Raw genomic sequence first — 13,156 nt, forward strand, 5'->3', positions numbered from 1 at the left:
CGATGGGCAGAGGCATAGAGATTCGCGATGCGCATTTCCCTGGCCGGGCGCCCATCGATGCCTATGGCGATGGCGGTTTCCGATTCGCCGACATGTCCCACCGTGGTTCTCTCCTGTGCCTGCCCTCCGGTATCCATGGCTGGGATGTAACGGAAGAAAGCACGCTCGATGTGGCGCTCTTCAAGCGGGTTCTCGATGAAGCCCGCGACATTGAAGTGCTTCTTGTCGGCACTGGCCAGGATATCCGGCGGTTGCCTCCTGAGTTGAAAATCAGGCTTCGCGATGCGCGGATCATATCCGACCCGATGAGCACCGGTGCTGCCGTACGAACCTATAATGTCATGCTTGCCGAATCGCGGGCCGTTGCTGCCGCGCTCATCGCCGTGTGACGCGGCGAGGGACCCGTGTCGGACGAACAGGCCATTCTGAACGATCCCTGCCTCTCAGTGCTGAGGGCAGGGGACCGCGACCGTTATCTGTGCGCTCTTCTTGCCCCTGAAAACAAGCGCGGCGCGATCAGCGCCCTTTATGCCTTCAACCTTGAACTTGCGCGGGTGCGGGAAAACATTTCCGAGCCGATGATGGGAGAGGTGCGCCTTCAATGGTGGCACGATCTTATCAGCGGAGAGGCCCATGGCAATGCGGCTGCGAACCCGATTGCGGCATCGCTGATGTCGGCTATCGAGAGTCATGAACTGCCCAAAGTGCCATTCCTGAATATGATCAAGGCCCGCCAGTTCGATCTTTACGATGACCCCATGCCGGATCGTACGGCCTTTGAGGGGTATGCCGGAGAAACCGCCTCAGCGCTGTTGCAGCTTTGCGTGAATGTGCTCAATCCGGATGCTGCGCGGCATTCGGCAGATGCAGCCGGTCATGCTGGCGTTGCGCAGTTGGTGGCGGGCACTTTGCTGATGTTGCCCATTCACCGTTCGCGCGGGCAGCTCTATGTTCCGGGCGACCTTCTGCGGGCGACTGGGCTTGATCGAGACGCATTTCTTGCCGGCAAAAATACGGACACGATCGCGCAGGCGGTTTCGGCATTTGTCTCCTTGGGCCGCGAACATTTGGCTGAGGCTCGCCGACGGTATGCTGGCCTTCCGGCAGAATGCATCACTGCTTTCCTGCCTGTTGCGACAGCCGAGCAGGTTTTTGACGGTGCCGACCGAGCGGGCGCTAGGTTGTTGACCGCGCCGCTGAAGATCCCGCAATGGCGGCGGCAGTGGCGCTTCTGGCGCGCGTCGATGAGGACGCGCTTCTAGCCAGATTGTTATTGCGCGCGCGAGGGCGCATAATCGCAGGCATCCGATTGGAGACAAACCGATGCATCTTCCGGGCGGGTCCTGGCCGCTTGTGGCCATCATTGTTGTTGGTGTCGGCATTCTGTTCTATTTGCGCTGGCGGCGCCTTGCCGAGGAAGCAAATAGAAGCGATGACGATACGGGGGCGGTGATACTGGCTTTTTCCAGGGCCTATCCGGATATTGCCGTGCGTGACGTCATCACCACCAGCGACGGCCACAGTTCTTTCCTGCGTCTGGCCGACGGCCGGGTCGGATTTGTCGAGCATGCCTCGCTTCATATGGCTGCGCGCTTGCTGGAACCAAGGACGTTGGAGGTCGGCGATCCCAGCGGCGAACAGATTATCAACGTCAAGTTCCCCGGCGAGGCCGGCAGTGACGGTCATTTCGAGTTTTCGAACGCTACTGAGGCGGCGGAGGTTTCGCTCTGGCTTTGCGGAGGTTTCCTCACAGCGGCCTCGCTCGCAGAATCCGAAGGCGTGTCAGATCGCCAGTGATCCTTCACCAAGCAGATTGGCAAAGACGGCTTGCTTCTTTGCCATCGATGCCTGAACGGCCTTGGTGAGGTCTTCAGGACGCAGCATGCCGGCATTCCAGGTTGCCATATAGTCCAGGCCATCATCGACGGCGTGGTCGCGGCTGTAGAGGAGGTTGCGTTTGACCCCGGCGATCGCCAGCGGTGATTTTGTGCTGATATCACGGGCCATTTCCATGGCAGCCGCAATCAGTCCCTCGCGGTCGTCGGCAAGGCCGCTGATAAGGCCGAAGGCTTGCGCTTCTTCTGCGCTGAAGCGGCGCCCGGTGTAAGCAAGTTCCGCGGCGATTGCCGGGGAGATCAGTTTCGGCAGTCGCTGCAGCGTGCCGACATCGGCAGTCATGCCGATATTGATTTCCTCAATGGAAAAATAGGCGTCACGGGTGGCAAGCCGGATATCGCAGGCCGATATCATGTCGATACCGCCGCCGATGCAAGCGCCGTGGATTGCTGCGATGACCGGAAACCGTACTTTCTCGATCGCTGAAAATGTGCCTTGAAGCTGCAGGATCTTTTCGCGTAATGCATAAGCGGCGCGTCCAGGCTCTTCAGAAAAGAGTGCTGCAATGGACGCAAAGGCCGCCAGATCCATCCCGCCGGTAAAATGTTTTCCCTCGCCGGTCAGCACCACGGCGCGAACGGTTTCATCACTGTCGAGGATTTGCAGAAGCCGTGGCAGTTCGGTCCAGAAGTCCGGTGTCATGCCGTTTGCCTTTTCCGGACGGTTCATCGAAAGCCTGACGACCGGGCCCTGCCGATCGACGTTGAAGAAGGATGATTCGAGTTCGCTCACGGATGTCTCCTATTCAGCGGCGGCTATTTTGCCTGCAAGGCCCAGCCACTGCCGGCAGTCGGAAAGAGCCCGAGCGGCGATGGTGCGTTTCTTCACGATGGCCTTGTCCTTGCCCCTGAAGCGCTTGACGCCTTCGGGCTTGACGATTTCCACCGGCGGGAAGAGGCCGAAATTCACATTCATAGGCTGGAATGAGCGCTTTCCGGGTTCGTCATCGGACGACAGATGTCCTCCCGTGATATGGCCGAGCAGTGCGCCGAATGCAGTCGTTACCGGAGGCAGGGACGGTTCCCCGCCCAACAGCTCGATTGCGGCAAACCGGCCGGTCAAAAGGCCAATCGCCGCTGATTCCACATAGCCTTCGCAGCCGGTTATCTGCCCGGCGAAGCGGAGTCCCTGCCGGGTCTTCAGTTGAAGAGACGAATCAAGCAGTTGAGGCGAGTTGATATAGGTGTTGCGGTGCAGACCGCCCAGACGCGCAAATTCCGCGTTTTCCAGACCCGGTATCATCTGGAATATGTCTTTTTGCGCGCCGTATTTCAGCTTGGTCTGGAAACCGACCATATTGTAGAGCGTTCCGAGCGCATTGTCCTGACGCAGCTGCACGACGGCGTAGGGTTTGATGTCGGGCGCATGTGCGTTTGTCAGCCCCATGGGCTTCATCGGTCCGTGGCGCAGTGTTTCCCGTCCGCGCTCGGCCATGATCTCGATGGGGAGGCAGCCATCGAAATAGGGCGTGCCCTCCCATTCCTTGAATTCCGTTTTCTCACCGCAGAGCAGCGCGTCGATGAAGCCGTTATATTGCGCCTCATCCATGGGGCAATTGATATAGTCCTTGCCGGTTCCTCCGGGGCCGACCTTGTCATAACGCGACTGGAACCAGCAGGTATCCAGATCAATACTGTCGAAATGGATGATGGGTGCGATGGCGTCAAAAAAAGCCAGAGACTGTTCGCCGGTCTCCCGCCTGATGGCGTCGGCCAGTGACGGGGCAGTGAGTGGTCCGGTTGCTATAATGCTGCGTTCCCAGTCCTGCGGCGGCAATCCAGTTACTTCACCGCGCTCTATCGATATCAGGGGATGCTGCTGAAGCGATTCGGTCACGGCATCGGAAAAACCGTCCCGGTCGACCGCGAGGGCACTGCCTGCCGGAACCTGATGGCGGTCCGCACTCGCCATGATCAACGATCCGGCCATGCGCATTTCTTCATGCAGGACGCCGACGGCATTTTGCTGATGATCATCTGAGCGGAACGAGTTGGAGCAGACGAGTTCGGCGAGCCCGTCGGTCTTGTGGGCGTCTGTCCCGCGCCCGGGCCGCATCTCATGCAAAATCACCGGCACGCCCATTTGTGCGGCCTGCCAGGCGGCTTCAGAACCGGCGAGACCGCCGCCAACGATATGCAATGGTTTTTCGGTCTTTTTCATGCGCGCCGTTCTAGCACTTTGAATATCATCATCCAATATCGGCTGCGCATTCAATAGGCACGGCAATGGCCCATACAATTCGGGCGCCGGACCGGTCATGCGCTCGAGGGATGCGCTTGTTCCGGTCGGCGCCCGTTTTCGGGAACCATGTCAGATGGCTCAGTAGTTGGCGGCTTTGCGCGCGTAAGCGTCAATGGCGTGACGGTCAACGCCGATATCCTGCAGAACCGTGTCGGGCAGGTCATTGAGTTGGGTAACGGTACGGCGGTATTTGCGCCAGTTCTGGTAATCTTTGAGGATGCTCATTTCTTTCTCCTTCCTCGGCCTGTGTTGTGAGCCTTATTTAGTGATTTTGTCGCCCGCAGTTAGATGGTTTTTGTCAAACCAGCTATGCAATGAGTGCAGTTCGAAACAGTGATTATGGCCGCTTTTTCAGAGCCTTGACGCAATCAGATCATGGCATGGCGCAAATAGAAAACGCCCACCGGGAAGTGCCGGCGGGCGTTTCTATAAGAGGCTGACGGACTTATGGGAGGAGGAGAAGCCGTCAGCCAATTTCCGGGTCAAGGGAGGAGGTTTGACCCGGTAACTGCAATGGGTGCCTATTTGCGGCGAGCAACAAACGGGATGTCGCCGCGGGCGATACCGATGTCGTTCAGTTCGCGGTCGGACATTTTGTACAGTTCGTTGCAGGTGTTGCGATAAGCACGCCAGTTTGCGAATGACTGTTTGAAAGAAACCATTTTTTTCTCCTTCATTGAGTGGGGGACGGTGTTGTGCACCGCACGTTGTCTGTTGAACTCAATATAGGAACGATCTTCCGATTTGTGCAGTGCAATATACGCAAAATTGCTATGCGTTTTTGCAGGCATTGCATGTTTGTTGGGCAATTGCACAAATAAAAAACGCTCGCTGGGGGAGGAGATCCAGCGAGCGTCTTTTTACGCGACTGACAGCTGGGAGGAGGAGTGCTGCCAGTCATATCGCAGGGACATTGGGAGGAGGAGTATGTCCCGGCGAATTCCTATATTCTTTTTTTACAACGCTCTAAGAGATATATGTTCAATCTCTGTGCGTTCAACTCCGAGGTCGGCAAGTTTACGATCACCTAAGTCAAAAAGGTATTTCGTATCTGCTCTGTTCAGTGCTGCCCTTGATATGTAATTATCAAAACCGCAGCTTCAATCCCTCGATTTGTCGCACCATCGTTTGCGTTGTCCACTTGGTCAAAATATAGGATGGGAAGTTGAATTTGTGCAGCGCAATATAGTCATAGGAGCTATGCGTAAAACGCAAGGCTCGCCATGCGTAAAGAAGAGAACACTATCTTGGGTTCGCCCCTTTCGCCGCTGTCGATTTCGTTGCGTTCTGGATGCAAGTCGACGTCAGGCGATTGCGAAACCCTTGTGATCTGCAAATGTCGACCGGCCGCAGGCCATGTCAATCCGTAGCGCCGGGGTCAGCGCCTTCTTCACGACGCCCGGTACCGTTTGCCTGTTGTGTCATGGCGGGTCCGGAAGGTTTGCCGAATGCATATTTGAGCATTGAAACGATCAGAAACGAGATTGCGGTACAGAGAAGGAATACAATGAAAACGGCGCCGATATTCAATGGATGAAGCCAATAGACGAGAAGAAAGGTCAAAAGAACGCCGAGTGCGACGGCGCTTGGCGATATTGACAACAGGGTCTTTGCCCAACCTGCTCCCATAGTCATCCCCCTATTGTTATGACATTTCCGAACATCTGGCCGTAACGGTTGATAATAGCCTGGATTTTTACCCGAAGTTTGCTCACGGTCAGTCCGTTCTCCCATTGGTCGGACTGAATGTCGTTGACCCATACCTGGAAATGGCTGAGCGCGCTGTCGTAGTCGTCGACTTGCGACAGGTCCCAGAACAGCATCACCGTTTTATCGCTGCCAATCATTTCGGTGGGTGACCAGGCAATAAGAAAAGGTCCACGACCAAAGGATTTGTTCAGCTTCTTCCTGGCGGCCTGAATGGCGGTTTGGCCTAGTGACTGATTGTAGTTCCTGACGGCAGCCTCGCACTGCAGCTTCTCATCCATCTTGTGGATCGAATTTGCCACATCGTCGGTGATAATCGGCCATACCGTAACAAGTTGGGAAACGGGTGGCACACCCTCTGGCGGCAGTGGCAACGCCTTCAAATAAGCCCTGCAGATAGCGGTGTGCCGTTCGACTGTTTCAGTAGAGGCGGTAGAGCTGAATGCGATGATCCCGTAGGCCGCATAATTTGCTGGCGGGTACTGGTTCGGGCCGGCAAAGATTCGTGTCGCTATGCGGCTTGATCCCAATGCCTGATTGAGCGTGGGGCTAGGCGTTCCAGGTGACGGTGAGGGCACCGCCGGTGCTGAGCCCCCGTCTGTCGGTGCAACCCCGATATCTATGCCGCCATCGACGAATTGGCCAATATCATTTAGCCGGTTCATCCACTTTTCTTCATCGAACAGGCCGCTGAATCCGAAAGTCTCGGCCCCCGCGTTTGTAGCAGGAGAAATGGAAAGCGATACGACAATCGATATGAAAAATAGCCGAAGCATCCCTGCCACCACCCAAGATGTTAATTAGTATATCACAACTTATGTGGGTATTGAATACTTTGTAAACAGCCTAGGCGTGGAGCCGAATCAAGAGTTGGCGGCGGTGTTTTCCTGCTCCGTGCAACACGTGTGATGGTCCAAGGCAATTGGAAACCTGGTTGCGTCAACCAGACGGTTATGCTGCGCGCATCAAACAACGTGGCTTGACCGCCATATTACGACTGTGGCACAGGACAGGCTCCTTCTGAAGCGGGCGTGGCGGAATTGGCAGACGCACCAGATTTAGGTTCTGGCACCAGATATTTTCTCTGGCGCAGCTAAATTTCGGCATCCTATTGATTCCGTATTTTATCTCGCAATTTCAATATCTTCGTTAGCGGGAAGTCTTCGTTAGCGTTGTGACTCTCGTTTGACGCGAGCCTATTGCTGATACACGTACTTGACCCACATCACACTGATATGGCAAAGCCCGCACTTCTATACGTGCGGGTGTGGCGGAATTGGTAGACGCACCTGGTTTAGGTCCAGACGCCGAGAGGCGTGGGGGTTCGAGTCCCTCCACCCGCACCAGATTTATATTTATTAGTCACCGATACGCGGGTGACCGTTGTACGTGCCATCGATAGTCAACTCAAAGTCCACACCCCGATGTTCCATCAATGTGGCTGCTTCGCTGCCAGATAGAGGCAAAGTGATCGTAGCCAACCGAGTGGGTCTCCTTCGCCCCACGATGCTGACCATTATGTCTATTTCATACTTACCGGCCTCAAACTGAAAATCTTCCCGCAACTTTGACTGCAGAAAATGATGGTTCGCGGTAAGTCCATCTGGCCCGATGTAGAGGCCACTGCCACGGGAAAAGTCTCCGGATTCACCGTAACCCCAAACCTCAAACATCCATTGTTGGTTGTTCCGGCGAACTCGTGCATACATTGCCTCAATGAACTGGCCACGCTTAGATGTACTGTACAGCAACGTCCGCAAGTGTATTTTGGGACAAGCCCAGGGCACAAAGTCGTATCCGAAATAAACATGTGTCGGAGTTGTCATTGCCAGCCTACCACGGTGCAGAAATACAAACCAAAATGTGCCGATCGAGACAACAAGCGATAAAACTGAAATAGGTAGGGCGACGAAATCCATAGGTACTGCTAGCAACCACGACGCAGTTGCACAACAGTCGGTTGAGGTCAGCTGTGCTGCCACGCTAAGCCACATAAAATCGAAAACTACCGTGACAAATCTGTGCCAAGTTGTGCCATGTGTGACAACTTCTAGGGATTTTGTCTCAATTTTTCATACTGTTAATCGATGCGGCAATTGATTTAGGTTCTGGCGCCGCAAGGCGTGGGGGTTCAAGTCCCTCCGCCCGCACCAAGTTCAATCCAAGGCAACAGTGTCGCTAGGCGGTACCGGCCTTGTTTGTCGTTTCGGCCTTGTTTTCCGGCTCCCGGATGAAATCCGCCCCGAAGCTCATCAAGAGCCTGACGAACTGGGTTCTGGTTGAACAATGCGTCTTCGACAGGATTGATTTGACCTGCGCGTTCACCGTTGCCACGGCCCGGCCCCTGCGTTCGGCGATCTGGGCGTTGGTCAAACCTTCCGCGATTGACTCTGCCAGATCGAGTTCCGCGTTGGTCAGGCGATAGGCGAGTTTGAGGGGCGATGTGTGGCAATGCACCGGCATGCTGGTGTCGGTGCTATAGAGAATGCATCCATCGAAGACCCCTGCGCCAAGGTCTTCGGATTTGTAGAGTGGCGATATCTCGATGCACAGGTAGGACTTGTTATCCGTCGATATGGCCTCCTTGCGCGGACGGGCGCCGAACTTCCCGTGATTGACGGCATCGGCCTTTAAGGCTTCCAGCCGCATCTGATCACCGTCCCTTAGAAGCATCAATTCTCCGCGCAGGGATGTGCGGAAGACCTTGTAGGTATCCAGCTGACGGGAAAACTCCTCATTGGCAACAACAACACGGCCCTTGCCATCGAGTACGCACACGCCGATTTTCAAGCGGTCCATCGCTGCGAGCATGCTTTGATGCTCGAGCGCAAGCTGTCTGGCCGGCCGACCAAGGTCGAGCGCCTTTGCGATGTGCGGAAGAAGTTCATTCAGATAGGCGCTCTCTGCAGCCGTGATGCCCTTCCGATCCGACCGGAATTGTACGGAGAACCTTGAGACATTCGGGTTGTCCTTGTTGAGCAGCGCTGCCGCACGGTGCAAGATGCCGAACTGCATGACGTGGCGTACGTTTTTGCGGGCCCTGAACTCCTCGAGGTCTTCGTACAGGACGCTGTCGGACACGATATCCACTGCGTCATGGGCGAGGCTCTGCTTGCGGAATATCTCGTGATCCGCCAATTCCGACACGCGGTGTTGCCGGATATAGTCTTCGAGGGCCGCGGGTTCGTACCAGGAGGACATATGCGGTGTCGCAAGGCCGGTTTCGCCAAGCTCGAAGACCAGGCAACCGCGTGCATTGAGCCGATCGGTTATCTCGTCGAGCACCGGTTGCCAGTTCCGCTGATCGGCAATGGTGTCGTAGATCCTGAGTATGATCTCCCTTTTGTCGTGTTCCATCGATTTTGTCATGTCGACCGCGGGCCAAATCCAGCATCAGTTTCGTGAACACAACATCCTCGTTAAACGGCTTCATTTTTCAATAGAATTTTCAACCGAAAGTGAAATTCGCAGATCGCACGCTTGACGGTATCAAAACTGTCGTATTCGTTTCGCTCGCGGCGACGTGATCGCCGTGAGCAAGGAAGGGCTTCATGCAGTTTGATCTCACACGGCCGAGTGCGGACTTTATCCGCGATCCGTATCCGACCTACCGCTATCTTCGGGAGCAGGAACCGATTTGCCGGCAGGCGGACGGATCGATCATCCTGTCGCGCTATGCGGATCTGGAGATGGTGTACCGCGATACGGCGCGCTTCATTTCGGACAAGAAGAAGGTTTTTGCGCCGAAGTTCGGCGCTGAAACGCCGCTTTACGAGCATCATACGACGTCGCTTGTCTTTAATGATCCGCCGCTTCACACGCGTGTCAGGCAGGTGATGGTCGGCGCGATGAACCCGCGCGCACTCAAACATATGGAACCGGGCCTCATTACGTTGGTCGACGATCTGATCGAGCAGATGGCACAGGCGGCCGATGTTGAGATCATTCGGGATTTCGCTGGTGCCATTCCCATTGAGGTGATCGGCAATCTGCTTGATCTGCCGCGTGCCGCGCGTGAGCCGCTTCGCGACTGGTCCCTCGCCATTTTGGGTGCATTGGAACCAGTGTTGACACCGCAGCAACATGAAGAGGGCAATCGGGCTGTTTCGGATTTTGTCGACCTCTTGCGCACGATCATTACCGAGCGGCGGGCACGGCCGGGTGATCCGGACGTTGACGTTCTGACCCGGCTGATCCAATCGGATACGGACGGGGGACTGAGCGAGGTCGAGCTCTATCAGAACTGTATCTTCATTTTGAATGCCGGCCATGAAACGACAACCAACCTGATCGGCAATGCGCTGGGGCTTCTTGATCAGGACCGGGACGCAAGGCGGCAGCTGATCGCAAATCCCGACCTGATCGCTACCGCAGTCGATGAATTCCTGCGGCTGGAAAGCCCCAATCAATTTGGCAACCGTCTTGCCGCGGATGACATATTCATAGGCGGTGAAGCCGTCTCGGCCGGGACGGACCTGCATCTATGCATCGGCGCGGCCAATCGCGATCCCGACCAGTTTGAGGAACCGGATCGCATGGTCCTTGACCGGCGGCCCAACCGGCATCTCGCCTTTGCAAGCGGTGCCCATACCTGCGTCGGCCTGTCGCTCGCACGCATGGAAGGGCGTATCGCTGTTGGCCGGTTTCTTCAGCGCTTTCCCGATTATCAATTGACCGAGGGCGGCGAGCGCAGTGGCCGGATCCGTTTCCGCGGCTACAGCCGTCTTCCGGCAGTGCTGCAATAGTGCCTGATGTGTTAGACTGTCAGGTGTGATGATTGCCGGCCCAATTTACGTGCCAAGGCCTGCTATTGCGCGGTTTTGCATTGCGGGCTTGCAACCAATTTGCTATTGCGCGGCGAACGCCCGTTGGCGGCAACCGTTTTCAGTGCGCCCGAACCATAAGGTTTTGTGGCCGCGAGGCGGAAAAAGTCAATAAAACCAATGGTGCAGCGCCGAATACGCCCCGGCAAATGCGCCGCGACATATCGCTGCCGTACTCGGCAGGCAAATGGGCATCGCGATGACCGGTGAAATTATCGGTTGCGGCGACCAGGAAATTGAAGGTTTGAACATGCAGGTTACAGAAACGCTGTCGGAAGGTCTGAAGCGGGAAATCAAAATCGTCGTCCCGGCCAAGGACATGGAAACGCGGATGAACGAACGACTTATCGATGCCAAAGACAAGGTTCGTCTCAATGGCTTCCGCCCCGGCAAGGTTCCGCTTGCTCATATGCGCAAGGTCTACGGCAAATCGATCATGGCCGAGCTTGTCAATGAGATGATCAATGAGAAGCCAACGGAGATCCTTTCCGAACGCGGCGAGAAATCTGCCACCCGCCCGCAGATTTCCATGACGGAAGACGAAGCCGAGGCCAATGAAATTCTCGATGCCAAGGCTGATTTCGAATTTTCAATGTCCTACGAGGTCATTCCGCAGTTTGAGGTTGGCGATGTTTCAAAGCTGAAGCTCGAGCGCCAGGTTGTCGACATTGCCGAGGACGAGGTTGAGGAGCAGGTCAAACGCGTTGCGGAAAGCGCGCGCACCTATGAAACCAAATCCGGCAAGGCGGCTGACGGTGACCGTGTGACCATGGACTATGTCGGCAAGGTCGATGGCGAACCCTTTGAAGGCGGCGCTGACAATGACGCAAATCTCGTCCTCGGTTCAGGCACGTTCATCCCCGGCTTTGAAGACCAGCTCGTCGGCGTCAAGGCAGGCGATGAGAAGACCATCAAGGTAACCTTCCCTGAAGACTATCAGGCCGCGCATCTTGCAGGAAAGGAAGCGACCTTTGACGTGACCGTCAAGGAAGTGGCTGCTGCTGGCGAACTGGTGATTGACGACGAACTCGCCAAGACGCTTGGCCTTGAATCGGCCGAAAGGCTTCGCGAAGTCGTGCGCGAACAGATTGAAGGTCAATATGGCCAGTTTACGCGCCAGAAGATCAAGCGGCAGATTCTCGATGCGTTGGACGAAGAGTATCAGTTTGAGACGCCGGAAGGTCTGAGAGACGTTGAGTTCAACAATATCTGGGGCCAGATTTCAGCAGACCTGGAACAGTCGGGCAAGACCTTCGAAGACGAGGATACGACCGAAGAAGAAGCGCGCGAGGATTACGGCAAGCTCGCCGAACGGCGTGTGCGCCTCGGTCTTGTCCTGTCCCAGATCGGAGAAAGTGCCGAGATCCAGGTAACGGACGAAGAAATGCAGCGCGCCGTTTACGATCAGGTGCGCCAGTATCCCGGTCAGGAACAGCAGGTGATGGAATACTTCCAGAAGACGCCTGATGCCGTTGCGCAGCTTCGTGCCCCGATCTTTGAAGAAAAGGTGATTGATCACATCATTGCTTCGGCCGATGTCACCGACAAGACGGTGAGCAAGGAAGAGTTGATGGCCGAGGACGACGAAGACGCCAAGGCTGAGGCAAAGCCGGCAAAGAAGAAAGCCGCGCCGAAGAAGAAGGCCGCGGCCAGCAAAACCACGGAAGAAAAGAAGGCCCCGGCCAAAAAAGCGCCGGCAAAGAAAAAGGTACCTGCTAAGAAGGCGGACGCTGAGTAAGCCGTATCAAGAACATTTGAAAAAGGCCGCACCCGATGCGGCCTTTTTTTGTGCGTCAAACTCAGATGAGTGAAAGGCCCTTCAGACTGGCGTGACCGGCGCGTCCGATGATGATGTGATCGTGGACGGCGACGCCCAGCGGCGTGGCTGCTTCGATGATCCGGTGGGTCATCTCCACATCGGCGCGCGATGGTGTCGGATCGCCAGAGGGGTGATTGTGTACCAGAATGATGGCCGTCGCCGAGAGTTCAAGTGCGCGGCGAACGACTTCACGCGGATAGACGGGCGTATGGTCGACGGTCCCGCTCTGCTGAACTTCGTCGGCAATCAGGCGGTTTTTCTTGTCCAGGAACAGAAGACGGAATTGTTCGCGGCGTTCATGCGCCATGACGGCGTTGCAATAGTCGATCACGGCTGACCAGGAAGACAGAAGCGGGCTGTCAATCAGGTCGCTCTGCAGCATGCGCTGCTGCAGGGCGGCAATGGCTTTCAGATCCGTCGCCACTTGCTCGCCAATGCCGGGGACTTCGCACAAAAGATTTTCCGGCGCGCCCATAATGGCGGAGATGGAGCCGAATTTTTCCAGCAGCGCCTTGGCGACAGGTTTGGTGTCGCGGCGCGGTATCAGTCTGAAAAGAACGAGTTCAAGCAGTTCGTAATCGGCGAGCGCGGCGGCACCAGCCGTCTGAAACCGTTGTCTCAACCGTTCGCGGTGACCTTTGTGTCGGGCGCTGTCTGAAGCCTCGGGCAA

13 protein-coding genes, 1 tRNA gene and 1 pseudogene are annotated in these 13,156 nt (G+C 56.0%); 6 read left to right on the forward strand and 9 right to left on the reverse strand.

Features of this window, described 5'->3' with window-relative positions; all coding sequences use genetic code 11:
• The first annotated feature begins 2 nt into the window (after positions 1 to 2).
• From OQ273_RS07390 to OQ273_RS07400, 3 genes are all read left to right on the forward strand, one after another.
• Positions 3 to 389 carry an Mth938-like domain-containing protein gene (locus tag OQ273_RS07390; protein WP_267989820.1) on the forward strand — a complete coding sequence of 129 codons (387 nt, stop codon included), beginning with the start codon at positions 3 to 5 and terminating at the stop codon, positions 387 to 389.
• A 15-nt stretch (positions 390 to 404) separates the two neighbouring features.
• The gene (locus OQ273_RS07395; protein WP_267989821.1) at positions 405 to 1,262 is read left to right on the forward strand and encodes a phytoene/squalene synthase family protein; all 858 of its coding nucleotides are present in this window, start codon (positions 405 to 407) and stop codon (positions 1,260 to 1,262) included.
• Between the two features lie 61 nt (positions 1,263 to 1,323).
• Positions 1,324 to 1,797: a hypothetical protein gene (locus tag OQ273_RS07400; protein ID WP_267989822.1), complete on the forward strand. Its 474-nt coding sequence runs from the start codon at positions 1,324 to 1,326 to the stop codon at positions 1,795 to 1,797.
• On the opposite strand, the gene OQ273_RS07405 is transcribed toward OQ273_RS07400, so the two are convergent.
• From OQ273_RS07405 to OQ273_RS07430, 6 genes are all read right to left on the reverse strand, one after another.
• A complete protein-coding gene (locus tag OQ273_RS07405) occupies positions 1,783 to 2,628 on the reverse strand; it encodes a crotonase/enoyl-CoA hydratase family protein (RefSeq protein ID WP_267989823.1) in 846 nt (281 codons plus the stop codon). The two genes, OQ273_RS07400 and OQ273_RS07405, sit on opposite strands and share 15 nt — an antisense overlap.
• 9 nt (positions 2,629 to 2,637) lie before the next feature.
• On the reverse strand, positions 2,638 to 4,056 hold the full coding sequence (gene trmFO / locus OQ273_RS07410; RefSeq protein WP_267989824.1) for a methylenetetrahydrofolate--tRNA-(uracil(54)-C(5))-methyltransferase (FADH(2)-oxidizing) TrmFO: 1,419 nt from the start codon (positions 4,054 to 4,056) through the stop codon (positions 2,638 to 2,640).
• A 159-nt stretch (positions 4,057 to 4,215) separates the two neighbouring features.
• Positions 4,216 to 4,362 (reverse strand): DUF1127 domain-containing protein, encoded by a 147-nt coding sequence (locus OQ273_RS07415; RefSeq protein ID WP_267989825.1) that lies wholly within the window; start codon positions 4,360 to 4,362, stop codon positions 4,216 to 4,218.
• Positions 4,363 to 4,658: 296 nt separating this feature from the next.
• Positions 4,659 to 4,799 carry a DUF1127 domain-containing protein gene (locus OQ273_RS23690; RefSeq protein WP_333781702.1) on the reverse strand — a complete coding sequence of 47 codons (141 nt, stop codon included), beginning with the start codon at positions 4,797 to 4,799 and terminating at the stop codon, positions 4,659 to 4,661.
• Between the two features lie 697 nt (positions 4,800 to 5,496).
• Positions 5,497 to 5,766 (reverse strand): hypothetical protein, encoded by a 270-nt coding sequence (locus OQ273_RS07425; RefSeq protein WP_267989827.1) that lies wholly within the window; start codon positions 5,764 to 5,766, stop codon positions 5,497 to 5,499.
• A gap of 2 nt (positions 5,767 to 5,768) precedes the next feature.
• A complete protein-coding gene (locus OQ273_RS07430) occupies positions 5,769 to 6,620 on the reverse strand; it encodes a hypothetical protein (RefSeq protein ID WP_271292096.1) in 852 nt (283 codons plus the stop codon).
• A 485-nt stretch (positions 6,621 to 7,105) separates the two neighbouring features.
• On the opposite strand from OQ273_RS07430, the gene OQ273_RS07435 reads away from it, so the two are divergent.
• A tRNA-Leu gene (locus OQ273_RS07435) sits at positions 7,106 to 7,190 on the forward strand.
• A 12-nt stretch (positions 7,191 to 7,202) separates the two neighbouring features.
• Here the strand turns inward: OQ273_RS07435 and OQ273_RS07440 are convergent.
• Both OQ273_RS07440 and OQ273_RS07445 read right to left on the reverse strand, forming a co-directional pair.
• Positions 7,203 to 7,763, reverse strand: coding sequence for a hypothetical protein (locus OQ273_RS07440; RefSeq protein ID WP_267989829.1), 561 nt, complete (start codon positions 7,761 to 7,763; stop codon positions 7,203 to 7,205).
• 259 nt (positions 7,764 to 8,022) lie between these two features.
• Positions 8,023 to 9,201, reverse strand: a complete 1,179-nt coding sequence (locus OQ273_RS07445) for a helix-turn-helix transcriptional regulator (protein ID WP_267989830.1) — start codon at positions 9,199 to 9,201, stop codon at positions 8,023 to 8,025.
• Between the two features lie 194 nt (positions 9,202 to 9,395).
• On the opposite strand from OQ273_RS07445, the gene OQ273_RS07450 reads away from it, so the two are divergent.
• Together OQ273_RS07450 and tig are read left to right on the forward strand one after the other, a co-directional pair.
• Positions 9,396 to 10,589: a cytochrome P450 gene (locus tag OQ273_RS07450; RefSeq protein ID WP_267989831.1), complete on the forward strand. Its 1,194-nt coding sequence runs from the start codon at positions 9,396 to 9,398 to the stop codon at positions 10,587 to 10,589.
• Between the two features lie 328 nt (positions 10,590 to 10,917).
• Entirely contained in the window at positions 10,918 to 12,405 is a 1,488-nt protein-coding gene (tig, locus tag OQ273_RS07455; protein ID WP_267993048.1) for a trigger factor, read from the forward strand.
• 61 nt (positions 12,406 to 12,466) lie between these two features.
• Here tig and radC read toward each other — a convergent pair.
• Positions 12,467 to 13,129: pseudogene (gene radC, locus OQ273_RS07460) on the reverse strand (RadC family protein); the annotation flags it as partial.
• Between the last annotated feature and the right edge of the window lie 27 nt (positions 13,130 to 13,156).

This window comes from Hoeflea prorocentri, assembly GCF_027944115.1.
Classification (GTDB): domain Bacteria; phylum Pseudomonadota; class Alphaproteobacteria; order Rhizobiales; family Rhizobiaceae; genus Hoeflea_A; species Hoeflea_A prorocentri.

Bases quoted from the DNA above. Each gene is read 5' to 3' on its own strand.
- OQ273_RS07430 (WP_271292096.1), bottom strand. From the start codon at position 6,620: ATGCTTCGGCTATTTTTCATATCGATTGTCGTATCGCTTTCCATTTCT.
- OQ273_RS07425 (WP_267989827.1), bottom strand. From the start codon at position 5,766: ATGGGAGCAGGTTGGGCAAAGACCCTGTTGTCAATATCGCCAAGCGCC.
- OQ273_RS23690 (WP_333781702.1), bottom strand. From the start codon at position 4,799: ATGGTTTCTTTCAAACAGTCATTCGCAAACTGGCGTGCTTATCGCAAC.
- OQ273_RS07390 (WP_267989820.1), top strand. From the start codon at position 3: ATGGGCAGAGGCATAGAGATTCGCGATGCGCATTTCCCTGGCCGGGCG.
- OQ273_RS07415 (WP_267989825.1), bottom strand. From the start codon at position 4,362: ATGAGCATCCTCAAAGATTACCAGAACTGGCGCAAATACCGCCGTACC.
- OQ273_RS07450 (WP_267989831.1), top strand. From the start codon at position 9,396: ATGCAGTTTGATCTCACACGGCCGAGTGCGGACTTTATCCGCGATCCG.
- tig (WP_267993048.1), top strand. From the start codon at position 10,918: ATGCAGGTTACAGAAACGCTGTCGGAAGGTCTGAAGCGGGAAATCAAA.
- OQ273_RS07400 (WP_267989822.1), top strand. From the start codon at position 1,324: ATGCATCTTCCGGGCGGGTCCTGGCCGCTTGTGGCCATCATTGTTGTT.
- OQ273_RS07445 (WP_267989830.1), bottom strand. From the start codon at position 9,201: ATGGAACACGACAAAAGGGAGATCATACTCAGGATCTACGACACCATT.
- trmFO (WP_267989824.1), bottom strand. From the start codon at position 4,056: ATGAAAAAGACCGAAAAACCATTGCATATCGTTGGCGGCGGTCTCGCC.
- OQ273_RS07440 (WP_267989829.1), bottom strand. From the start codon at position 7,763: ATGGATTTCGTCGCCCTACCTATTTCAGTTTTATCGCTTGTTGTCTCG.